The following is a 22,297-nucleotide window of genomic DNA, read 5'->3' on the forward strand; positions in this document are numbered from 1 at the left end:
AATTTTACTATAACCGTAAGCGAATGCACGGCGCGCTAGGGTATCTTTCACCCATCCGTTTTGCTAAGCAATGTACTGAAAAATCCGTTGCGTGAGCGTCTACTTTCTTGACAAAGGTCCATGGTGTCCGCAACTTGCCCAATTCGTGACTCTCCTTCGAAATAAGCGCGTCTCAGTCCGTTACGCCTTGCCAAACGCCCGAATGAACAACTCCCATCTTCATCTGGAAATACCACTTGAAGGGGAGACCTCCACTCCTGTACTCCTTCAGGCATTATAGAGCACCATCCGCCTTTTTAAATCTGACGCTGTACTAGTATGCCTAAATTTCCGGCAGGAGCAGTCTTTATTATGTTGACAATGATAATCATTATCAAATAGAATGGGGTTATATAAGAAACTCTGTTCACCGCAGTGACGACGAAGCTTCAAGTTCAACACTTAACTGCGGCTTATACAGAATAAATTTCATATTTACCCTGGGAGGATAGAGTGATGGCTAAGGTGCTAGTGGCATATGCCAGCTTGACAGGCAATACGGAGGAAATCGCTGAGCTGATCGTGGAAGGCATACGTGAGGCTGGCGGAGAGGCTGTACTGAAATCGGTCACTGACTGCAATGCGGATGAGATAAAAGCATATGAAGCTGTGCTGCTGGGTGCTTATACATGGGGAGACGGCGAGCTGCCGGATGAATTCCTCGATTTCTATGAAGAGCTGGATGAGCTGGATCTCGGTTCCTATAAGGCGGCTGCCTTCGGGAGCGGAGACACCGGTTATGCGATCTACTGCGGAGCGGTGGATCAGATTGAAGCGAAGCTGAAGGAACGCGGGGCCGAGATTGTGCAGCCCAGCCTGAAGATTGAATATGGCCCGAATGCAGCAGAGAAAGAGGCTTGCCGCAGCTTCGGACGGCAATTCATCGCGACCTGCGCGGCGGTCTCTTAAGGATGGGTGCGGAGGCAGGAACCATCACAGGACAGAAGCCGGATGCTAAGGCTGGCCGGTACAGGCGTCTGAATGATTTCCGCATGGAGCATATCATGCTGGGCGGAGCGGAGGTTAGCGCTAGCGGAGGAGTCCCGCCTACGGGGCTTCCCCGCTGGAGACAGCAGGTCCAGTATGCAATCGGACATACGTTGAATGACTTCTATAGTCTGCAGCCCGAGGTACGCCGGGAGACTCCCGTCCAATTTCTGCTGGAGCGGCGCTGGCCGCCGAAGGGCAGCGCTTTCCCTTCCCTGATGCACTATTGGGATGTCAAACAAGCGGTTGCCGATGAGCTGATGCGGATCGTGGCCGCCAATCATACGGAAGAGATTCCGGTGATGCGGTTTGAACAGTGGCATGTTCCTGTCAGGGAGCTTGATATTGAGCTGGCGGTGATTTTTCAGCTGGCCTGGAACTCGGAGCAGAAGGGACGCAGCCTGAATATCCAGAAATTCATGGTGCACGGGAACGAAGAAGTGATCACCGGATTTCTGCATATGGCTAACGTGTTCTGCCATGAGGCTTACGGGGAACCGGCAGAGACCATCGGAATCTATTCGCTGCTGGATAGACGCAGGCATTTGTTTGACGGGGCGGGTATCCCGCTAAGGCAATCGCTCGATTATGTGCGACTGCTGTCTGTATTCCTGGAACGTGAAGAGTATGCGGAAGGCTGCATGAAATACGGCAACCGCCGCAATGAGCGGGATGAATCCATTGTCCGCGGATACGGGCTGATGTAGATGAATAATTCAGATTCCAGACGACAAGAAAAGCATCTCCTCCAGAGTCATTGGACCGTGGAGAGATGCTTTTTGTTAATTCCGCTTCCGGAAGTTCGCCCGTTCTACGTGTTCAAAGGAAAGGAGTAGTAATCCTGCTGGCCCTGAATGACGAATCCGCAGCTCTCGTAGAGCTTCAGCGCATTGGGGTTATCCAAAGCAACCTCAAGGTTGATCCCGTTATAATTCCGCTGCTCCCGCTCAATCGTCTGCTGCAGGGCACTCCGGCCGATCCCGAGGCCACGCAGGTTCTTATCCACGGTAAACCCGTAAATCCAGGTTTCGTTGTCCTCGGACCACAGGCGCATTTTGCCGGCGGGCTGTCCGTTCCACTCAATGATAATATGCTCCTGGGAGCCCTCCAGTTCATGCTGTGCGTACATTTCAGCAGCGTCTTCCTCTGTCATATCGAACCCGTCGCAGTCGAAGGCTACAAGTATTGGAGTCTCGTCAGGGCGTGCAGGCCGGAGCAGCACATTACCGGAGGCTGAGCTGGCTTCCGAGGCTGTAAGCTTCCTGCCTGCGCCATCCCATTTCATCTGATATTCCGCATGGCTGAATTCCAGCGGCAAGGTCTTCAGGTAAGCAGTACCTGAGGCTGAAGCCGCAGGCGTGTTCAGCAGCAGTGTCTTCATCCTGCCGCGCCGGATAACGGCCTGGGCCTGCTCCCAAAGGGAGCTGAAGATGCCCCGGCGGCGGTAGCCCGGCCGGACCATACCGCATACTTCCATGTCACCGCCGATGCCATACAGACCGATGAATCCGACCAGCAGATCCTCCTCATAGGTCACCAGCCACTCCGCACCGCTTGATTCCCCCGGCTGCCGGAGCATATCCCAGTTCAGCTTAAGCGAGATTCCTTCGTATTGCTCGCAGCGCTGCTGCAGCTCTTCTATCTGCTTCAATGTATCAATCTTAGTCAACCTTTCTTCCTCCTATGTCAGCAAGTCCCGGTATTCTTCATGCTTCTCGAATTGATGCGCCGCATACGGGCACTCCGGTACAATTCTGACTTTCTGTTCACGGGCCAGGTCAACGACCGCCCGCACAAGCTTCTCTCCCGCACCCTGACCGCGCAGATCTTCGGAGACAAAGGTATGGTCAATTACAAGATCACCCGTAGTCTTGTCCGTTCTGTATGTAATCTCGGCCAGGTCCTTCCCGTCACCAGCGATATAAAAACGTCCTTCTCCCTTAGCAATCTGTTCCATGTATCTTCACTCCATTCTTGGTATGTTGGTTTTATTTTACTACCCTGTCCGGCAAAAAGCGAGAAATGGCAGAACCTCTGAGGGGGACTAATGCTGTATATACACAGCAAAATACATATTAAATATGGGTCTCATTTGAAGAATAGCCTATTTTGACTTGCATACTTCCCAGTGCTATACTGATTCCACAGCAGGCAAATATGGTTAATAAGAGACTGATTAGACTTAAGACATCTAATTGGTCTTGTTTTTGTTAAAGGCTGAGCATTGAGTGTTGCAGACGAAGAACCATCATTGCAGCTATGCTGACACTACTTGGCATACGCCTTCGGGGCAGCTATCCTGCTTACTGATGAACGGCGTATCGCTAAAAAACTATTAGGAGGAAATATCATGAATACCACAGTACGCTTGACAGAAAGATCCGGCTCGACGTCTTCCCAGCGCAGCAAAGGTTTTGTACCGGTCGTAGTATACGGTGCAGGTTCAGATACCCAGTCCTTTTCAGCAGATGCCAAAACATTGAATGAGATTCTGAGCAAAAATCCGCGTGCGATCCTGAAGGTGGAGTTCCCGGGTTCAGGTATCAAGAATGCGGTAATTCAGGAAGTGCAGCGCCAGCCCTTGAACCGCAATCTGCTTCATGTAGATTTGCAGCAGATTGACATGAAGGCTGATCTGGATACCAAGGTAGCCTTCCACTTCACAGGTGATCCTGTCGGCGTCAAGAGCGGCGGCGTGCAGCAGGTGGAGCTGTATGAGCTGGATATCCGGACCTTGCCGGACAAGCTGGAAGCGAGCATGGAAGTAGATATCAGCGGCCTCGATATCGGTGATCAATTGCTGGTGTCCGACCTGCCGAAGCATGAAGGCTGGGAGATTCTAACCCCTGAAGATACGCTGATTGTGCGGATCTCACCTCCGCTTGTAACGGAAGAGCCAGCTGATCAGGATACAGCCTCACCAGCAGGAGATGGAGCTGCCGAAGCCGCGAAGACGGAAGAATAATACCGTTCTTCAGTAGCATCCGGTGATCTCATGTGCAAGCGGAGAACTCGTGCAGACAGCCAGTGAATAACGGCTATGCAGCGAGCCATAGGACCTACTAACCAGGAGCAGACATATCCTTATCAGGGAATTGTCTGCTCTTTTTGCAGAGCGGGAATCTGGTGAATCCAGGTGTTCCAATATAAGAGATTAGGAGAGTGCAATCATGAATCCGAATATCATTAAGCTGGTGAGCGGTTCGAACGCCAAGCTGGACGAGGCCTCCGTTCAGGCCACAGTGAAGATATCCTGCAGCAGTTCTCCGGCTATTCTGGATATCAGCTGTTTCATGGTGGGGGAGAACGGAAAGGTTGCTGCCGATGACTACTTTATATTCTATAATCAGCCTGCCGATCCGAAGCGGATGGTGGTGTTCAATTCCATCGACAAGTACAGCGGGGAGTTCGCCATTGATCTGCGGGCGCTGCTGGACTCGCCTATTGATAAATGCGTCTTCGCGGCTACGCTTGACGGGCCCGGAACCTTTGCCGATGTCAGGGGCTGCCGAATCAGCGCGGCGGGTAAGGATACGGAGCTGGTGTATGAGATTGTGGAAGGCAACGCCGAGACCTCACTGGTGCTGGCAGAGCTGTACCGCCACGGCGGGGGCTTCAAGCTGAGAGCAGTCGGACGGGGCTTTCATGGCGGCCTGAAGCCGCTGGCTGAAGCTCATGGAGTGGAGGTGGAAGACGAAGCACCTGACAATGGCAGCGGGGCAGAGGCCCTTTCTGTGCAGGGACATACGGAAGCTGCTGCTACATATAGCGGACCTTCGGAGGGCCAGGCCCAGGAGGCTGCTCCGAAGCCTGCACTGAATTTGACGAAGATTGATCTGCTGAAGAAGCAGGTGGGAATCTCGCTGCGCAAGAAGAACCTGGACCAGGAGAAGGCAAGGGTGGCGGTAGTGTTCGATGCCTCAGGCTCCATGTCGGCGTTGTATTCACGGGGAGTAGTACAGCGGGCTTTTGAACGGGTGCTGGCGGTGGCTGCAAGTATGGATGATGACGGCATGCTGGATGTATGGTTCTTCGCGACCAAGAGTAAGAGAATGCCGAGCGTGAATGAACACGGATATGAGGACTATGTGAAGAATACCTACCCTGGACCGAAGATGTTCGGGGGGCTTGGCATCGGGAATAATGAGCCGGTGGTCATGGCGGATCTGATCAAGAAATATACGAAGGAGGAGCCTGGCGACCTGCCGGTATATGTTGTGTTCTTCAGTGATGGGGGAATCTATGAGACGCCCAAAATCTCCAAGCTGCTGGTCCAGAGCTCGAAGCACAATATCTTCTGGCAGTTTGTCGGTTTGGGCAACGCTGATTATGGCGTACTTCGTGAGCTTGACGACCTGCGGGGCCGGTATGTGGACAATGCCGACTTCTTTGCGCTGGATGATCTGGATGAAGTCAGCGATGAGGAGCTGTATGACCGCCTGTTCAACGAGTATCCCAAATGGCTGCGCGAAGCCCGGCAGAAGGGCGTTGTACGTTCATAAAGCATAGCTTGCAGAAATAAGGGCAGACCCGGACAGCCGTGGAACAGATGGCCATGTCTGGGGTCTGCCCTTGTTCTTAATGCAGCACAGGCTTAAATGATCCAATACAGTTGTCAGTTTACAACGTAACAGTGTTATGTTACGATGATCGCAAGGAGTGGTGATATGGAAGACGATTTAATCTCCAAGAAGGAGCTGCTGGATGAGACCGGCATCTCATACGGACAATTATACCGCTGGAAGCGGAAGCAGCTGATTCCTGAAGAATGGTTCATCCGCAAATCTACCTTTACGGGACAAGAGACCTTTTTTCCCCGTGCGCGGATTTTGGGGCGGGTGCAGCATATTTTGCAGAAGAAGGATGATCTTTCACTGGATGAACTGGCGGGGAAGCTGTCAGAGCCTGCATCCTTATACAGGGTAGGACTGACCTTATCCCAATTAAGAGAACGTAACATTGTTTCGTCAATCAGCCTGGAACGGTTCGGGAGACCGGAGATCGCCGAGATACAGCTTACCTTCGAGCAGATCCTTAATCTATTCGCCGCAGATTGGCTGCTCAGCAAGGGGGAACTGAATTGGGAGGAAGCAGACCGGCTCTATCAGACGCTTGAAGCTCATGCACCGGGATATGGGGAGAAGGGCTGGGAGCTGTTTTTTGTGCGGAAGATGGGGGTTAGCTTCTTCATGATGGCGCTGCCCGGAGCCGGGTTGGCCTTCGATGAGGGGGTACGGCTGGTGAGCAGGCTTAGTTCTGCCGATCTGGCGGAGCAATTGAAAGGGCGCCTCAGCTAGAGGCAGGCAGGATCTGCGGGAATGATCGGTCAGTACAATCGGGGAGGATGGACCATGGAGAAGCACAAACTGCCGGATCTGTTGATGGATGGAGTGAACACGGCGGCCGGAGGCAGATATAACCAGGTGAATATTAACGGTGTAAGCAGGATTAACGGGGCACTAAGCGCACATACCTGCAAATGTGACGGCGTAATGAAGCTGAATGGCGACCTTGCCGCGGAAGAGATAGAGATGAACGGAAATCTTAATCTGAAGGGGAATCTCAAGGTTGGTGTAATGAAGCTGAATGGGGTACTCAGCGGAGAAGGCGGTCTGCGGGGAGAGCGTTGTGAAATGGACGGAATGCTGAAGCTGAAGGGCAATTGTGAGGTGGAGGAGCTGATCGGCGAAGGTGTATTCCACGTGGGAGGCCTGCTCAGTGCGGGGGTGATTGAATTCGGACTACATGGTCTGTCAGAGGCCGGTGAGATAGGCGTGGAGAGCCTGGTCATCCGCAAAAAAGGCAATGCGGCCTGGGGCAGGCTGTTAGGCGGGATGGTTCCCAAGTTCAAAATCGGGCTGCAGGCGAAGGTCATCGAAGGGGATACGCTCGATCTGGAATACACGAATGCGGAAGTGGTGCGGGGCGGTACGGTCATTATCGGGGAAGGCTGCACCATCGGCCGGGTGGAATATACAGGTGAATTGACAGTGCATCCCGGTGCTCATGTGGGGAAGGAGGAGAAACGGTGAATCCAGCTATACTACGCAATGATCTGAAGATACTGGGGACATCCAGCTCAGCAGGCGGAACCTTCAAGGATGTCAAAGTGACGGGAGAATGTACGTTCACCGGGGATGTGGATTGCCTGAAGCTGAACCAGACCGGAGAGGTTAGGGTCAAAGGGAACCTGGTGGTGCAGCAGATCAAGATGACCGGAGAGTGTGAGGTGAAAGGGCGGGTAGACGCAGCCAGCCTGCGCGGACAAGGTCAGCTTACAGCAGGCGGCGGGCTGCGGATTGAGGATGTTAAGTTAACCGGAGGAATTAAGGTTACCGGGGATTGCGAAGCTGAGCAGCTGCAGCTTACCGGAGTCATTGAGGTGAGCGGATTATTAAATGCGGAGAAGCTCGACCTGGCGTTATTTGGCCCCTGTAGAGCAGATACGGTCGGCGGCGGCAGTATTTCCATCAAACGCAGCCGGACTGGAGCCTTGCTGAAGCCCGGGCAGGCGAAGAACATGAGCTTTGCGGCCCGGCTGATCGAAGGGGATCAGATAGAACTTCAGCATACGCAGGCACAGACTGTCCGGGGCGGGAGCGTCATCATCGGACCCGGCTGCGGGATTGATACGGTGGAATACCGGGACCTGTTAGAGATTCATAAAAGTTCTACGGTTCGGAACCCGGTGCAATTGCAGCGTTAATGCGGCCGGATTGCCTTGAACCGGAGGACGGTCTTCAGCTTCTCCGGCCGGGTACGGCGGACATCCGAAATATAGATTTCGCGGTGAAGGTGAGATTCCCGCAGCAGCCCCTGGTCCGTACAGAATTGCTCCATTCTGGCGAAGCTGTGCGGTTCATCGTCATAGGGGCCGATATGCAGCATTTGAACACAGAGGCCGTCTTCGATAGCTGCGAAGACGGCCTTCTCCAGCAGCGGATGCGGCTTGCTGCGCTTGACCTGCTCCAGAACTGCTGCGGCAAGCTCCGGGGTGACGAAGTCCGGCTGCCGGATCATTATGTTGTAGACCAGCTCGTCTTTATCGAGGACAGCCTTCTTCCGTCCGGCCTCACTGAGATCCCACACTCCCTCCAGCGGGAAGACGGTATAATCGTAATAACCTTCCGGCGCGGGTCCTTTTCTCGGCAGCATCTTGACTGCATAGGACAACGAGTAGAGCACACCGACCGCTTCAGCGTAGGCGCTGTGATTAGGATTGCCTTCACCCCGCAGCATGAAATAAGGATAAGCGGGCACTTGGATCAGCCCCGGTTCGGCAGCGGGAAGGTATAATGCTTTGTCCTGTTTTCTCCATTCGACTTTCATTCGGCTCACCTCTGTTTGTAGTATTCTGCTTCTTCCAGAGTATCATGTGAACTGGACAGGGGTATGTCAGGTTGGGGGTTGTACATTGGCGAGTGAGTATAATTTAGGGAGGAGAAAATGATGAGGGTAGGAAATGGTATTGGTGCCATAGGAGCAATGATTGGAATAGCCAGTAGCGGTTATTTTTTATTTTATCCTGACACAGGCAAGATGCAGTACCTTATTATTGTTTTAATGTTTCTCATTCCTTCTGTACTCGCTTTATATGCCACGTTAAAGAATAAATTATTATTAATTATTGTTTCGACTGTCTGGAGCTTACCCGTATTGTTTTATTTTACCTATTATGGAGAAGGAACGATTAGACTTCTAATTTGCATATTGGTATTTTATTTGTTTAGTTATTTTTATGTGAAAAGAGAAATGAAGGCATCTGAAAATTGAATTTTTTGGATCACTGAAATAAAAAAACCTCATTGACACAAGAAAAGTTTTTGTTTCTACAGTTAATTATAGTGCAGATATAGTCGAGTTCAGAAGAGTTGTTTACCGGACAGCAAGAATGCCGGTAAGTGCAGCTCTTTTTTTGCGATACAAGCGCTGGATCATCAGGAGAGGCCGATACTCCGGCAAATAAATGTATCTGGTACAGTTAAAAGACAACGAAAACCCGGATGTGCCATGTTAACTGTACACCTAAACCGGGGCGGGCCTCGTCGTGGAAAAGTATAGAAGAGTGAAGTAAAGTGGGAAAGAGTATATAAGCGCGTGGAATAGCATGGTAATGCGGAGGGAGGCGTGTGGCAGAGCGCCCTTTCATTTTAATTACATAAAAAAGGAAAATATGGTATTATGCCTATATATTGAAACGCTTCCATACGGAGATGAGATGCGGTTGTAGGACTGGAAAAAAGCCGCCAGGCTCCCGCCTGAGGTGAAGTCGCAGCGGACTACGATCTGGAGGCGGATCTATGGGCCGCTGCGGAAGGTAAACCCGGATTATTCGTATGGCGGAACCGCAGTTTCCATTATTATCATCATCAAAAGAAAGGAGGACTTCGATGATTAGGGCTGTAGTCGTAGATAATGAGCGGCTGGTGCGCAAGGGCTTCATCTCGCTGATTGACTGGGCGTCCTTCGGGATGGTGATTACCGGGGAGGCCGGAGACGGCAATGCGGCACTGGATCTGCTGCGTAAGCAGGAGACAGATCTGTTGTTCGTGGATATTTCGATGCCGGGCATGACCGGGTTCGAGCTGATCCGCCAGGTGCGGCTGCAGTATCCTGCCGTCCGCTGCGTGGTGCTTACCCGCCACCATGAATTCGATTATGTTCAGGAGGCGCTGCGGCTGGGAGCGGTTGATTATATTGTCAAAACGCTGCTGGAGGCGGAGAACGCCGATGAAACGATCCGCAGGCTGGTGGAGCGGATCAAGTGGGAGGACGGGAACCGGGGCGTATTAGCAGGCTTGGAGCAAAAGGTCATGACTGTGGACAAGGCGCTGCTCTATGTGCCGCTCATGCCGGATCTGAACGAAGAGCAGCTACTCGCTCTGCCTCTGGTGAAGAGCTCGACGCTCCACACGATGCCGGACATGTGGCTGTCCCCGCTGCTTGTCCGTATGGATGTGGAGAGAACAGGCAGGGAGCAGGCAGCACTCCTTGGGACAAGCTGGGCAACGGCGCTGCTGGAGGGAGTGTGCGATCAGCCGCTGAAGGAGATCGCCGCTGTCCTGGAACAGTCGGTCCTGCTGGCGCTGTTCTATGATACGGGCGGCCAGGCGCTCACCAGGCTGCATTATGGTGAATTGCAGGCGCTCGCCATGAAGCAGCAGCAACGGCTGTCTGAGAACGGCGGCGGATCTTCATTGGCACTGGTGAAGGCGTTGAATCTCCGCTGGACACTGGAGCGGAGAGAATGGGAGCTCTTCACCGGTGAGGTTCTGTCACAGCAGCCGGATCAGGAGGCGGTTGCGGAATTCGGGCGGGAGCTGCTGCACTGCTGGAGCAGACAGCTGCTTACGCCGGAGGAAGCACAGCAGCTGAAGCTTGCTGCGGAGAGCAACCGGAGCTGGCGGCACTGGACAAGCTGGCTGCGCCAGTTCTCAGCGCATGTCCAGCAGCGGATGATTGAGCTTGGCATGAGCAAAGAGGTGCTGCTCTGCCTGATTACGGCTGTTCGTTATATGAAGAGCCATGCCGGTAATAAAATCACTCAGGGCGATGTTGCCGCTGCCATCCATATGAGCCGGGGTTACTTCAGCCGGTGTTTCGCCCGCTTCGCAGGAGAGTCCTTCGGGGAGAGCCTGCGGGGAATGCGGCTGGAGCTGGCCAAGTCTCTGCTGCTGGAGACCCATGTACCTGTATGTGAAATTGCCTGCCAATCCGGCTTCGGGGATGACCGGTATTTCAGCAAGCTGTTCCGGGAACATGTCGGCAAGCTGCCGAGCGAATACCGTGCAGAAGGGACGCGGGGGAGCGGTGAACCGGAGCCTGAGCAACACATTCCTTTCGAACAGCGAAACCTTTTTCTTACCGGCGGCATTTTATATAGAAATCAGGTAAGGGGGAGCGCAGATGAAGTTCGAAGAAATCCGGGGAGGCTATGACTGTATCGTCAGTCTGGGAAGCAGTATCGGTTCCCCGGAAGACGGGAGAAGCGTTGCTCTGCTGGGGTTGCCCTGCCGTCAGTTCTGCCCGTTCAGCCTCTCTGAGTTGCGTGTCACCTTGTGGAGCAGGTCAATCAGCGTATCCAGCTCGTCCCCGGTTAGCCCCATAGCGAGCTGATGATTGAACTCATCCAGCAGCGCCTGGAACACCGGGGCGAATTCGAGCGCCCGGACAGTCGGGTACAGCAGGAAGGAGCGGCGGTCGTTCGGATCGGTCCGGCGTTCGATATATCCCGATTCCTCCAGCAGCTTGACGGAACGGGCGGTTGTAGCTTTATCACATTTAATCAGACTGGTCATCTGATCCTGGGTAATCCCCGGATGATTCAGAACCAGCTTAAGGAAGCTATGCTGGCCCCCGCTGCCGATGCCGTAAGGCTGAAGCTCCTTGGCCAGTATTTTTTGATTCTGGCGGTGCAGATGGGAGATCAGCTTGCCGATAGGTTCTTTATTGGAAGTCACAATGGACACCTCGCTGAGAGAATAACGGTGTTCTGTTCAGAGGAACACGGTCTGCCTCAGATGTTACCTTAATTTTGTTGCGCACGCAACTAATTTGCAGTACACTGTGAAGAGTTAGTTCGTTGCGTGTGCAACTATATTCAAATGGATACAAGAGGGTGTTTGTTGATGAGCAGCATGGAGGCGACCTACCAGGAGGATGCCGGGATACAGAAGAAGCGCTGGATGATCCTGATCGTGCTTAATTTGTTTACTTTTATGTCCACGCTGGACGGAAGTATTGTTAATATCGCACTGCCTGTGCTGGTGAGACAGATGGGGCTGCCCGTAGCCCAGGTGGAGTGGGTGACTACCGGATATCTGATGGCGATCTGTTCGGTCATCCTGTTCTTCGGGAAGCTGGGCGACATCGCCGGGAAAATCCGGATATTCAAGCTGGGCATGGTGATCTTCACCATAGGCTCGCTGTTGTGCGGGTTCAGCCACAGCCTGCCGCTGCTTATTGCTTCACGGGTGGTTCAGGCGGTCGGCGCTTCGATGACGATGGCGAACAGCCAGGGCATTGTTACGGATATCTTCCCGTCCACCGAACGCGGCAAGGCACTTGGCCTGATCGGGACCTTCGTGTCCCTCGGCAGTATAGCGGGCCCGAGCCTTGGCGGAATTATTGTCTCTTCGATGGGCTGGGAGTATATTTTCTGGGTGAACGTTCCGATCGGAATCCTGGCGATTATGCTGGGCTGGAAGGTGCTGCCGAAGGATCTGGTACATATCAAGTCAAGGATTGATCTCCCCGGGAGCCTGCTGTTTGCAGTCTTCGTCCTTTCTCTGTTCGCCGGACTGCTGCTCGGACAGCAGCTTGGGTATGGGGACTACCGGATTCTAGCTTCTCTGCTGGCGGCGGCGGTTACCTTTATCGTATTCCTGATCGTGGAGCTGCGCAGCCGCCAGCCGCTGCTTCAGCTTACCCTGTTCAAGAATCCATTGTTCTCGCTGAGTATATTCTGTGCGTTCCTGGTATTTGTCTCGAACTTCTGCTTCAATATTATCGCTCCGTTCTATGCGCAGAATATGCTGAACATGTCTCCCTATGGCGCGGGCTTCCTGCTCATGCTGTACCCGATCTGCATGGTGATTGTCGCTCCGCTCAGCGGGGCGCTGTCCGACAAGATTGGTTCGGAGCTGCTCACCTTCGCCGGGCTGATGGTTATGGTCATTGCCCAGTTCGGACTGGCCCGGCTGCATGAAGGCAGTGCGGTAGTGCTGGTCGGGATCTGGATCGCCATGCTCGGTATCGGCAGCGGGATGTTCGGCTCGCCGAACAACTCGCTGATCATGTCCACTGTGCCTCGTACTCAGCTCGGCTCTGCCGGCAGTGTGAATTCGCTGGTCCGCAATGTGGGGATGGTTGTCGGGATTACCGTAGCCACCTCCATTCTGTTCCAGGTTATGAGCAGCAAGGCCGGCTACCGGGTGACCGGACTGGTTGAAGGACGCCCGGAGCTGTTCCTCTCAGGGATGCATGTAGTGTTCATGACCTCCTCCGGTATCTGCCTGTTATCGGCGCTGCTCACCGGCTGGCGGCTGTTCTCCTCGCGCAGGGCCAAGAGCTTGGGCGTATAAGTGAATTACGGAGCAGGAGTGCGGATATTCGCAAGCCTGCTTTTTTTTGCGAGATGGCTGTCACATATTCCGCCCGCATCTTGTCTACAGTGATGAAGAACAATAATGGAGGCGATTGATGTGAGTCTAAGAATGAATTATCGTGAGGTTAACGACCCGGCATTCCGGGCCATGATGGCGCTGGAGCAGCATTCAGGAAGCCGCAGCAAGGATAAGGTATTATATGAACTGGTCAAAATCCGTGTCTCACAGATCAACGGCTGCGCGTTCTGTCTGGATATGCATGCCAAGGATCTGCTGAAGCTGGGGAACTATGCCGACCATATTCTGCTGCTGAGTGTCTGGCGTGAAGCCCCGTTGTTCAGTGAGAAGGAACGCGTGCTGCTGGAATTCGCCGAGCATGTCACCCGGATCAGCCAGGTAGGCGTTCCGCAGGAGCTGTATCATAAGATGCTTACGCATTTCAGCGAAGAAGAGCTGGTGGACTGGATTATGGCGATCAACACCATCAACAGCTGGAACCGGATTGCCATAACTACCGGAATGTTCCCGGGCTGCTTCGGCTAAGCTAGGAATCAGGATAATCTTGAAGGAGGGCTGCGTGTGGTTGACAGAGGCCAAATCTATACTCAGGCTGACACTCCCATTGCGGAGAATTCGGATATGGAGGAGCTGTACCAGAGCTATAAAGGGTATGCTTTCTCCATTGCCTACCGGATGCTGGGTGTGGTTGCAGATGCGGAGGATGCTGTGCAGGATATGTTCGCCGAGCTGCAGCACCGGGACCGGAGCGGAATCCAGAATATCAAAGCCTATGTAGCCAAAGGGGTAACCAACCGCTGCCTCAATATGCTGAACTCTGCACGCAGCCGGAGGGAGACTTACATCGGAGAGTGGCTGCCGGAGCCGGTAAGCGAAGGGTACGATGGCCCGGAAGCGGCGGCTGAGCGCAACGACAGCCTGTCGTATGCCTTCCTGGTGCTGCTGGAGCGGCTCTCGCCAACGGAGCGGGCGGTATTTGTACTCCGGGAAGCGTTCCAGTACGACTATGAAGCGATTGCCGGAATGGTAGGCAAGTCGGAGAGCAACTGCCGGCAGATCTTCAGCCGGGCGAAGCGTATCCTCCAGACAGAGCCGTCTTCCCGGTTCCCCTCGCCCGGATATGGAACCGTCACCGAGAATCTGCTGGTGCGCTTCACTGCCGCGTTCACTGCCTATGATGTGGGCGGCATGCTGGAGCTGCTCGGCGAGCATCCGGTCCTTGTAGCCGACGGCGGAGGACGGGAAGTGCATACGATTCTCCGGCCGATGACCGGCCGCCGGGGGGTTACTGCGCTGCTGACCTCGCGCCGGGTAATGCATTATTTACGTGAGTGGAAGCATTCCTATGGGATGCTGAATGGCGAGCCCGCTCTGATCTTCACCGTTCAGGGCGAGGTCAGGGCTGCACTCTGCCTGAGTGCCGACCGCAGCGGAGAGTCGATTCAGAATCTCTATCTGCTGATGGACCCGGCCAAGCTGTCCCGTATTACGATGCCGCCGGAGCTTCCGCAGAGCTGATTCCCGGATTCCGGCATAACCAAAGACACGTTGCCTTTCCGCTTAGGGAGGACAGCGTGTCTTTTTGGAAATATAAGAATTTATATGTTGGACCTGACCACTTATCCTAAATAGCAGGTGGATTTAGTCCACTTGCTGCTGACCCATTGAAGCATGTTAAACCAGCAGATGGATAAACAACACTAAATTTCTGCCTGCTCACTCCCATTAGCGAATATGAGCATTATTAGTTGTAGTTTTTCCATCTGTTAGGATGAATCCTTCATAAGCCGCTGAATTAAGATACGTTTATCCACCTGCCTGCTGCAGAAGCCGGAATCCTCTGCCTTAATTCTTGAAGCTGTGGATCGGTGCGGGAATCCGTCCGCCGCGGTTGACGAAGCCTGCACAATTGAACGGATTGACAGCCATGACCGGAGCGTATCCAAGCAAGCCGCCGAATTCGACCATTTCGCCCACCTCTTTGCCGATGACCGGGATGAGGCGGACAGCGGTGGTCTTGTTGTTGACCATGCCGATAGCCGCTTCATCAGCAATGATGCCGGAGAGGGTCTCCTTGCTGGTGCTGCCGGGGATGGCAATCATGTCGAGACCTACAGAGCATACGCAAGTCATGGCTTCCAGCTTCTCCAGGGTCAGCGCGCCGCGCTGGACGGCCTGAATCATACCGTGGTCCTCGCTGACCGGGATGAAGGCGCCGCTTAAGCCGCCGACATAGGAGGAGGCCATAACTCCGCCTTTTTTGACATTGTCGTTCAGGATAGCGAGTGCAGCGGTGGTACCCGGGGCTCCTGCTTCTTCAAGGCCCATGACCTGGAAGATCTCAGCGATGGAATCGCCGATCTCGGGAGTGGGGGCCAGCGACAGGTCAATGATGCCGAACGGCACATTCAGACGCTTCGAGGCTTCCTGGGCCACGAGCTGCCCGACACGGGTGACCTTGAAGGCGGTACGTTTAATCGTCTCGCACAAGGTTTCGAAGTCCTGCCCCTTCACCTCTTCCAGCGCCCGCTTGATGACACCGGGACCGCTGACGCCGACGTTGATCACACACTCCCGCTCTCCTACCCCGTGGAAGGCTCCAGCCATGAACGGGTTGTCCTCCACCGCATTGCAGAAGACTACCAGCTTGGCGCAGCCGATAGAGTCGCGGTCTTTGGTGCGCTCAGCCGTCTGGAGAATGATATCGCCCATCAGCTTCACCGCATCCATGTTAATGCCGCTGCGCGAGGAGCCGACATTCACGGAGGAGCAGACTCTTTCGGTCACGGCCAGCGCTTCAGGGATACTGTCGATCAGAATCCGGTCGCCCTTGGTGCAGCCCTTCTGCACGAGCGCCGAATAGCCGCCGATGAAGTTAACGCCGACCTCCTTGGCCGCCTTGTCCAGAATCCGGGCCACAGGCACATAGGTATCGGTATGTACGGCGCCGGCTGCAATCGAAATCGGGGTGACGGAAATCCGCTTGTTGACAATCGGCACACCGAATTGACGCTCCAGATCTTCGCCGGTCTTCACCAGCTTCTCGGCGGACCGGGTGATTTTGTCATACACCTTCTGGTTGAAAATCTTCATGTCCTCATGGGCACAGTCCATCAGGCTGATCCCCATCGTAATGGTGCGGACATCCAGGTTCATTTCCCGGATCATTTTGTTGGTCTCCTGAACTTCTACAATTGAGATCACTGGGGTTGCTCCTCTCTTAAGCTGGCTAAATCCGGTGCATAATATTGAAGATATCTTCATGCTGGAGCTTGATTTCCACACCGATGTCTTCCCCTACACGCTGCAGCTCCTCCACAATCTCCTCAAAGGACTTGGTGGGCGCAGAGATGTCCACAATCATCATCATGTTGAAATAATCCTGCACAATCGTCTGGGAAATATCCAGAATGTTCAGATTGTGTTCTGCGAGGTATGTACATACTTTGGCAATGATCCCTACTTTGTCTTTTCCGAGTACTGTAATAATCCCCTTCAATGGAAAGCCTCCCGTGTATAGATGGTCTATATTCTCCGCCCGTTGCCGCTTTAACGGAATGAACGATTTCAATTATTATGTCAAATGAAGGGAAGGTTATCAACCAAAGCTTTTTTGTAGGGCTGATCACAGATTTAAGCTTGCCTTTTAGCGCGGATGGAAGAGTGTTGACACTGAATGTTAATTATGTTTTATTGGAGTATTGAAGGATATTGTGGACTGAAGGAGCTATTATGACAACGAGAAAATACAAAGAGATGGTTGAAGCGCGAACCAGAGAAACGCTGCAGAAGTGGTCGGAACAGTCCGCAGTCGAGGAAAAGGATATCTACCGGTTCCTGCATAATCTAAAAGGCACCTCCGGTACCGTAGGTCTTGACGCAGTGGAGGCGTTCTCCGGCAACGCGCTGCTCTATTTCTCGGATGACAACCCTAGAGGCTGGACGGAAGCGGAGTGGGGGGATTATCTGTATCCGCTGCTGGAGCTGTTCGGGGAGCCGGAAATTACGGGTGCGGTGCCTCCGCAGATTCCGGGGATTGCATTGTCCCACGGCAATATCCACCAACAATACGAGATTCTGATCATAGATGATGATGTGGAGCTGGTCGCTTTTTTGCGTGAATCGCTGGAGCGGAAGTCCTATTATGTGAGCATTGCCTTGTCGGCGGGGCGCGGACTGAAGCTTTTTTATGAGACGAAGCCGGATTTAATACTGCTCGATATTCTGCTGCCGGACCGCAGCGGGATTGATGTGCTGAACCAGATTATCGGCAAAGCCAAAAAAGAGCGTATCCCGATCATCATCATCAGCGGCGAACATTCCAAGGACGTTCAGAAGTATGCCTATTCGCTCGGTGTCATGGATTATGTACAGAAGCCGGTGGACATTGATTTGTTCCTGGTGCTGATCAAGAACCGGTTTGAGCTCAAAAAAGAGTGGCAGGAGTCGATTATCGTCGATGAGCTGACCGGCGCCTTTAACCGCAAGTACTTCAATCAGACGATGAAGCAGCTTCTCTCCGATTTCAGGCGGACAGGCCGGACGTTCTCCCTTGCCCTCCTGGATCTGGATCATTTCAAGCTGGTCAATGATACCTATGGCCATCTGGTGGGGGATGAGGTGCTGCAGACCTTTTCGGAGCTGGTGAAGCAGTCGATTCGCACAGAGGACACCTTTTGCCGCTATGGCGGTGAGGAATTTGCCTTGTTCATGCCTAATACTCCGGCGGAGCAGGCGCTGCTTGTCATGGAGCGGATTCAGCAGAGCTTCGCGGCCAATGCCTTCCAGGCCAAACGGGAGAGCTTCCAGGTCACCTTCTCCTGCGGAGTTACCGAGGTAACCGAAGTGGAGCAGAATGCCGATAGATTAGTAGAGGAAGCCGATCAGGCGCTCTATGCCAGCAAATATAACGGGAGAAATCAGACGAAGCTCTATAGCAAGGAGCTGATGATCCAGAGAGAGACGCCTCTTAATGTGATTATCGTGGATGATGATCCGCTGATCCGCAGAATTGTGACGGGCAATTTCTCTTCATGGCAGCCGGGGAATAACACCAGAATTAAGGTGGCCAGTTATGCGGATGGCGCGCTGTTCCTGGAATCGGACTGGTATGCTCCCGAGGAGAAGTATATTATCCTTCTGGACGGCGTGATGCCGGAGATCGACGGGCTGGAAGTGCTCGAGAAGATCCGCAGCAGCTACCCCGAGGTGAACATTCTCGTGATTATGCTGACCGGCCGCAATAATCAGCGTGATATTATCCATGCCCTGCAGATGGGTGCAGACGACTATGTCATTAAGCCCTTCCATCTGCCGGAGCTGCTGATCCGGATTGAGCGCCTGGCCCACAGGTTCCTGTTCTAAGTGCAATAGACCCCGGTAGAGGGTTGATTGGAAAGGTGAGAGTGAGTATTCATGCAAAAGGTACTGATTGTAGATGACGAAGAAGTTCTGCGGATGCTGATTGAGGATACGCTGGAGGACCTGGAGAATGTGGAGATTCATACGGCGGAGAATGGGGGCGAGGCACTCTTAAGACTGGCGGCGGACCCGTATGATCTGGTAATTCTGGATTATATGATGCCGGTAATGACCGGAATTGAAGTGCTGAGCGAGCTGGATGGGGAACTCAAAAGCCGGACTCCCATTATGATGCTGACCGCCAAAGCACAGGAAATGGACCGTAACCGGGCAAGGGAGGCGGGAGCAAGGTATTTCATGCCTAAGCCGTTCAGCCCGATGGAGCTGCTGCAGCTCGTGGAGGTCATTCTGAGTGAGAAACCATAAGCTTGCTGACCGGAGCATCAAAACGAAATATTACCGGATTCTTCTGATTTTGTTCATAGCCATTATGGCAGGCGGAATTAGCCTGTTCTATTATATCAATGCCCAGCAGGAACAATTGGAGCAGGACCGTGAAGTGCTTCAGCATAAGACCGGGACGATCAATGAACTGGCGGACACGCTGAAGGAGGTCTTTTTCCGGGCCAGAGGATATGTTGCCACCCAGAGCGGGAGTGAGCTTGCGCTTCTGAACACTGCAGTTAAGGAGCTTGACGGGATTCTGGAACAATATTCATCCCTGAAGCTGTCGGCTGAGGAAGCCCGGTACAGAGATGACTTGAAGCTGTTCTATGAGCAGTACAAAAGCGAGACGCTGCCCGAAGCCATTCGTCTGGTGGACAATAATGATTATGAAGGAATCCGTAACCTGTCCCAGAACGGCAGTACCCGGACGGTTAACGAGTATCTGGGGTATACGAAGCAGTTCCAGGCACGCTCGGATGCCCTGCTGAACGATATGGCTTCCCGATCCATTAAGCAGGCGGATCTGTTCACCTTCATCGCCTTCGGGCTTAGTGCCCTGCTGCTGTTATTCCTCACTCTGCTGATCTGGCGGATGCTGAGAATTATCATTGATCCGATTGTGAAGCTGGAGGAAGCGACGAATTCGCTGGCGGCCGGGGAGGCGGTTCTGCTCGGCAAGCTGCATAAGAAGGATGAGATCGGCCGGCTCTATGATGCCTTCCTGAACATGGCCCGCAGCATCCAGGACAAAGAGGAAGAGCTGATGATGCAGAATGAAGAGCTGCATGCCCAGCAGGATGAGCTGCAGGATCAGCAGTTCAGGCTGGAGCGGTCGCTCAGCGAAATCGAAAGCATGATGAAGGCGCTGAATCAGACCTCTGCCGTAGGCATTTTATCGAATAAAGGCGTATTCACGTACGTCAATGATAACCTTAGCTACTATACAGGCTACAAGAGCTCAGAGATTATCGGGTACACTTACCGGCTGTTTGAGCTGCGTAATCTCTCAGACTCCCAGATGGAGCAGATGCTCCGCAAGCTGTCGACCGGCGGAGTATGGAGCAGTGAGCTGGAGATGGAGGCCAAGAATGGATCGGCACTCTGGCTGCAGCTGACGATTATGCCCTACCTGAATGATGAAGGTCAGATCTACCAGTACATCCTGATCGCCAATAACATTACCTCCATGAAGAATGTGCAGCAGGAGCTGGCTGAGACGCTGAAGAGCACAGAGCAGACTACCATTATGCTGGAGCTTAACAATCAGCTGAACCATGAAATCACCTACACGCTGGACAAGCAGGAATTCGCCGAGAAGTTCAATACGTTCATGAACCGGCTGTACTCGTTCGATTCCAGTCTTTTTCTGCTGGTCAAGGATAAGATTGCGGTTGTCAAAGGGATTCCGCCGGAGAATGTGGAGCGGTATGTTGATGAGAACAGCCAGGAGATGCTGTACCGTCTCAGCCAGGAGAAATCCTATATTGTGAAACGTGCGGGCTTGCCCAGAGAGCAGGGGATTTCCGCCCGGGAAGTGTATTGCTATGATTTCTATACAACGGTTGTGAACGCTGAGGATGAGATTCTGGCGATCTTCTGCGGCACACGGATCGGACATTCCTTCACCGGGGAAGAGACCAGTGAAATTCAAGGGATGATGAACCGGGTGGCTCTCGCCATTGAACGCCTGTTCATGTATGAGGAGATGGAGAATGGCCGCGAGCTGAACCGGGATATTGTCAATAATGTCAATGAAGGCATCCAGTTCGTCAACACGGAAGGCGTCATTCAGCATATCAACAAGGCCCTCAGCCAGTTGTTCAGCTACGATGCCTGGGCTGAAGGCATGCTGATTCCTGAGGAGCTCTGGATGGAGCACTTCACCCGGAGGGTGAATGAATCGGAAGAGCTGAGGCAGTTCTACCTGAAGGCGATGTCTGAGCATTCCGTTGATTCCAGTGCGATGAAGTATTCCATCGGCAAGGAAGATATGAAGCATGTGGACGCCTATGCCATACCGGTCTTCCGCCGGGAGGTCCGGGTAGGGACGCTCTTCGTCCACCGTGACATTACCCGCGAGTATGAGCTGGATCTGATGAAGTCGGAGCTGGTCAGCACCGTCAGCCACGAGCTGCGGACCCCGCTGTCCAGCGTGCTGGGCTTCACCGAGCTGCTGCTGTCCAAAACCATGAAGCCGGAGAAGCAGCTGAAATATCTGGAGACCATTCATAAGGAAGCCAAGCGCCTGACGGAGCTGATCAATGACTTCCTGGATCTGCAGCGGATGGAATCCGGCACACAGCTCTACAATGTAGAGCAAATCAATCTCAGCGAGACCGTCCTTAGTGTCATTGACCAGTATAAGCTGAGCGGGACCCACCATATCCTGCTGGAAGATGAAGCGCTGAATGCCGAGGTTGAGGTGGACAAGGATAAGATTATTCAGGTGCTCACGAACCTGCTGAGCAATGCCATCAAATTCTCACCGGGCTGTAACGAGATTAAGGTTATGCTGCATAATGAGCCGGGTTCAGTGATGGTGCGGATTCAGGACCACGGACTCGGGATTCCCAAGAATCAGATCGGGCAGCTGTTCCAGAAATTCCGCAGGGTGGATAACAGCGCCTCCAAGCGGATAGGCGGTACAGGGCTCGGGCTTGCGATCTGTAAGGAGATTATTGAGAAGCAGCAGGGGACGATCGGGATTGAATCGGTTGAAGGCGAAGGCTCGACGGTCTGGTTCAGTCTTCCGGTATTCCAGGCGAAGACCAGCCACCAGGAGGAGGAGTCTTCCCATAAATGGACTGCCGGCAAGGAGCATAAGCCGAATGTGATGATTGTCGAGGATGATTACAGCCTGTCGCTGCTGCTGTCGGAGGAGCTGAAAGGCAAAGGCTTCCGGGTCACCCACCATTATCATCCGCAAAAGGCTTTTGACCAGGCCGTGAAAACTCCCTTCGTAGCAATCGTCGTGGATCTGATGCTCGGGGACGAGCTTGACGGCTGGGATCTGATCCGCATGCTCAAGAACGATCCCCGGACGGAGAATGTGCCGATTGTCATCTCCTCCGCACTGGATAAGGGAGATAAGAGCATGATGGACAATGTGCGGAAATATCTGACTAAGCCTTATCCGCCGGGCGAGCTGTCGGGTACTCTGCAGGAAATTGTGGATATTCAGCTTAAGACGGGAGAAGTTCTGTTCCCGGATAATGGTGAAGCCGGGCATTAAGTGAATGCCGGGACCCTGAATTTCGTTAGTGAAATTTGTCCGGCCAAAAACTTGCCTTAGAGTAGGCTCTAAGGATTATAGTGAAGCTGATGCAGACAACCTAACA

22 protein-coding genes are annotated in these 22,297 nt (G+C 53.3%); 16 read left to right on the top strand and 6 right to left on the bottom strand.

Annotated elements, in window-relative coordinates; genetic code table 11:
• Positions 1 to 495 precede the first annotated feature (495 nt).
• Together HQN87_RS11610 and HQN87_RS11615 are read left to right on the top strand one after the other, a co-directional pair.
• A complete protein-coding gene (locus HQN87_RS11610; protein WP_173132598.1) occupies positions 496 to 948 on the top strand; it encodes a flavodoxin in 453 nt (150 codons plus the stop codon).
• Positions 949 to 950: 2 nt separating this feature from the next.
• A complete protein-coding gene (locus HQN87_RS11615; protein WP_173132601.1) occupies positions 951 to 1,733 on the top strand; it encodes a hypothetical protein in 783 nt (260 codons plus the stop codon).
• A gap of 104 nt (positions 1,734 to 1,837) precedes the next feature.
• On the opposite strand, the gene HQN87_RS11620 is transcribed toward HQN87_RS11615, so the two are convergent.
• Together HQN87_RS11620 and HQN87_RS11625 are read right to left on the bottom strand one after the other, a co-directional pair.
• Positions 1,838 to 2,695 (bottom strand): GNAT family N-acetyltransferase, encoded by an 858-nt coding sequence (locus HQN87_RS11620; protein WP_173132604.1) that lies wholly within the window; start codon positions 2,693 to 2,695, stop codon positions 1,838 to 1,840.
• A 12-nt stretch (positions 2,696 to 2,707) separates the two neighbouring features.
• Positions 2,708 to 2,983 (bottom strand): GNAT family N-acetyltransferase, encoded by a 276-nt coding sequence (locus tag HQN87_RS11625; protein WP_173132607.1) that lies wholly within the window; start codon positions 2,981 to 2,983, stop codon positions 2,708 to 2,710.
• A gap of 393 nt (positions 2,984 to 3,376) precedes the next feature.
• Between HQN87_RS11625 and HQN87_RS11630 the strand changes: the two genes are divergently transcribed.
• The 5 genes from HQN87_RS11630 to HQN87_RS11650 all read left to right on the top strand — a co-directional run bounded on the left by HQN87_RS11630 (position 3,377) and on the right by HQN87_RS11650 (position 7,732).
• Entirely contained in the window at positions 3,377 to 3,991 is a 615-nt protein-coding gene (locus tag HQN87_RS11630; RefSeq protein ID WP_173132610.1) for a 50S ribosomal protein L25, read from the top strand.
• Between the two features lie 205 nt (positions 3,992 to 4,196).
• Positions 4,197 to 5,528 carry a vWA domain-containing protein gene (locus HQN87_RS11635; protein WP_173132613.1) on the top strand — a complete coding sequence of 444 codons (1,332 nt, stop codon included), beginning with the start codon at positions 4,197 to 4,199 and terminating at the stop codon, positions 5,526 to 5,528.
• A gap of 165 nt (positions 5,529 to 5,693) precedes the next feature.
• On the top strand, positions 5,694 to 6,323 hold the full coding sequence (locus HQN87_RS11640; protein ID WP_173132616.1) for a DUF4004 family protein: 630 nt from the start codon (positions 5,694 to 5,696) through the stop codon (positions 6,321 to 6,323).
• A 54-nt stretch (positions 6,324 to 6,377) separates the two neighbouring features.
• Complete coding sequence (locus HQN87_RS11645) at positions 6,378 to 7,058, top strand: hypothetical protein (RefSeq protein ID WP_173132619.1); 681 nt, start codon at positions 6,378 to 6,380, stop codon at positions 7,056 to 7,058.
• Positions 7,055 to 7,732, top strand: a complete 678-nt coding sequence (locus tag HQN87_RS11650; RefSeq protein WP_173132622.1) for a JHBP domain-containing protein — start codon at positions 7,055 to 7,057, stop codon at positions 7,730 to 7,732. Before HQN87_RS11645 ends, HQN87_RS11650 begins: the two co-directional genes overlap by 4 nt.
• Here HQN87_RS11650 and HQN87_RS11655 read toward each other — a convergent pair.
• Entirely contained in the window at positions 7,729 to 8,355 is a 627-nt protein-coding gene (locus HQN87_RS11655) for a GyrI-like domain-containing protein (protein WP_173132625.1), read from the bottom strand. The genes HQN87_RS11650 and HQN87_RS11655 overlap by 4 nt on opposite strands.
• Before the next feature lie 117 nt (positions 8,356 to 8,472).
• Here HQN87_RS11655 and HQN87_RS11660 point away from each other — a divergent pair, with 117 nt between their 5' ends.
• The 3 genes from HQN87_RS11660 to HQN87_RS11665 all read left to right on the top strand — a co-directional run bounded on the left by HQN87_RS11660 (position 8,473) and on the right by HQN87_RS11665 (position 10,964).
• The gene (locus HQN87_RS11660; protein ID WP_173132628.1) at positions 8,473 to 8,799 is read left to right on the top strand and encodes a hypothetical protein; all 327 of its coding nucleotides are present in this window, start codon (positions 8,473 to 8,475) and stop codon (positions 8,797 to 8,799) included.
• Positions 8,800 to 9,289: 490 nt separating this feature from the next.
• Positions 9,290 to 9,424 carry a hypothetical protein gene (locus HQN87_RS32715; RefSeq protein ID WP_301953174.1) on the top strand — a complete coding sequence of 45 codons (135 nt, stop codon included), beginning with the start codon at positions 9,290 to 9,292 and terminating at the stop codon, positions 9,422 to 9,424.
• Complete coding sequence (locus HQN87_RS11665; RefSeq protein WP_173132632.1) at positions 9,417 to 10,964, top strand: response regulator transcription factor; 1,548 nt, start codon at positions 9,417 to 9,419, stop codon at positions 10,962 to 10,964. The genes HQN87_RS32715 and HQN87_RS11665 overlap by 8 nt, the downstream gene beginning before the upstream one ends.
• A 78-nt stretch (positions 10,965 to 11,042) precedes the next feature.
• Here HQN87_RS11665 and HQN87_RS11670 read toward each other — a convergent pair whose 3' ends face one another.
• Positions 11,043 to 11,486: a MarR family winged helix-turn-helix transcriptional regulator gene (locus HQN87_RS11670; protein ID WP_173132635.1), complete on the bottom strand. Its 444-nt coding sequence runs from the start codon at positions 11,484 to 11,486 to the stop codon at positions 11,043 to 11,045.
• A gap of 168 nt (positions 11,487 to 11,654) precedes the next feature.
• On the opposite strand from HQN87_RS11670, the gene HQN87_RS11675 reads away from it, so the two are divergent.
• The 3 genes from HQN87_RS11675 (at position 11,655) to HQN87_RS11685 (ending at position 14,669) form a co-directional block, all read left to right on the top strand.
• Positions 11,655 to 13,109, top strand: coding sequence for an MFS transporter (locus HQN87_RS11675; RefSeq protein ID WP_173132638.1), 1,455 nt, complete (start codon positions 11,655 to 11,657; stop codon positions 13,107 to 13,109).
• A gap of 120 nt (positions 13,110 to 13,229) precedes the next feature.
• On the top strand, positions 13,230 to 13,676 hold the full coding sequence (locus tag HQN87_RS11680; RefSeq protein ID WP_173132641.1) for a carboxymuconolactone decarboxylase family protein: 447 nt from the start codon (positions 13,230 to 13,232) through the stop codon (positions 13,674 to 13,676).
• 96 nt (positions 13,677 to 13,772) lie between these two features.
• Positions 13,773 to 14,669: a sigma-70 family RNA polymerase sigma factor gene (locus HQN87_RS11685; RefSeq protein ID WP_173133656.1), complete on the top strand. Its 897-nt coding sequence runs from the start codon at positions 13,773 to 13,775 to the stop codon at positions 14,667 to 14,669.
• Positions 14,670 to 14,996: 327 nt separating this feature from the next.
• Here HQN87_RS11685 and HQN87_RS11690 read toward each other — a convergent pair whose 3' ends face one another.
• Positions 14,997 to 16,355: a PFL family protein gene (locus HQN87_RS11690; protein WP_173132644.1), complete on the bottom strand. Its 1,359-nt coding sequence runs from the start codon at positions 16,353 to 16,355 to the stop codon at positions 14,997 to 14,999.
• 25 nt (positions 16,356 to 16,380) lie between these two features.
• Positions 16,381 to 16,650, bottom strand: a complete 270-nt coding sequence (locus HQN87_RS11695; RefSeq protein WP_173132648.1) for an ACT domain-containing protein — start codon at positions 16,648 to 16,650, stop codon at positions 16,381 to 16,383.
• A 233-nt stretch (positions 16,651 to 16,883) separates the two neighbouring features.
• Between HQN87_RS11695 and HQN87_RS11700 the strand changes: the two genes are divergently transcribed.
• The 3 genes from HQN87_RS11700 to HQN87_RS11710 are packed head-to-tail and all read left to right on the top strand — an operon-like array spanning position 16,884 to position 22,191.
• Positions 16,884 to 18,515 carry a GGDEF domain-containing response regulator gene (locus HQN87_RS11700; RefSeq protein WP_173132665.1) on the top strand — a complete coding sequence of 544 codons (1,632 nt, stop codon included), beginning with the start codon at positions 16,884 to 16,886 and terminating at the stop codon, positions 18,513 to 18,515.
• 51 nt (positions 18,516 to 18,566) lie between these two features.
• Positions 18,567 to 18,938 carry a response regulator transcription factor gene (locus HQN87_RS11705; RefSeq protein ID WP_173132669.1) on the top strand — a complete coding sequence of 124 codons (372 nt, stop codon included), beginning with the start codon at positions 18,567 to 18,569 and terminating at the stop codon, positions 18,936 to 18,938.
• Positions 18,925 to 22,191 (top strand): ATP-binding protein, encoded by a 3,267-nt coding sequence (locus tag HQN87_RS11710; RefSeq protein WP_173132672.1) that lies wholly within the window; start codon positions 18,925 to 18,927, stop codon positions 22,189 to 22,191. Before HQN87_RS11705 ends, HQN87_RS11710 begins: the two co-directional genes overlap by 14 nt.
• Positions 22,192 to 22,297: the final 106 nt, after the last annotated feature.

It is taken from the genome of Paenibacillus tritici (assembly GCF_013204885.1).
GTDB lineage: Bacteria > Bacillota > Bacilli > Paenibacillales > Paenibacillaceae > Paenibacillus_AQ > Paenibacillus_AQ tritici.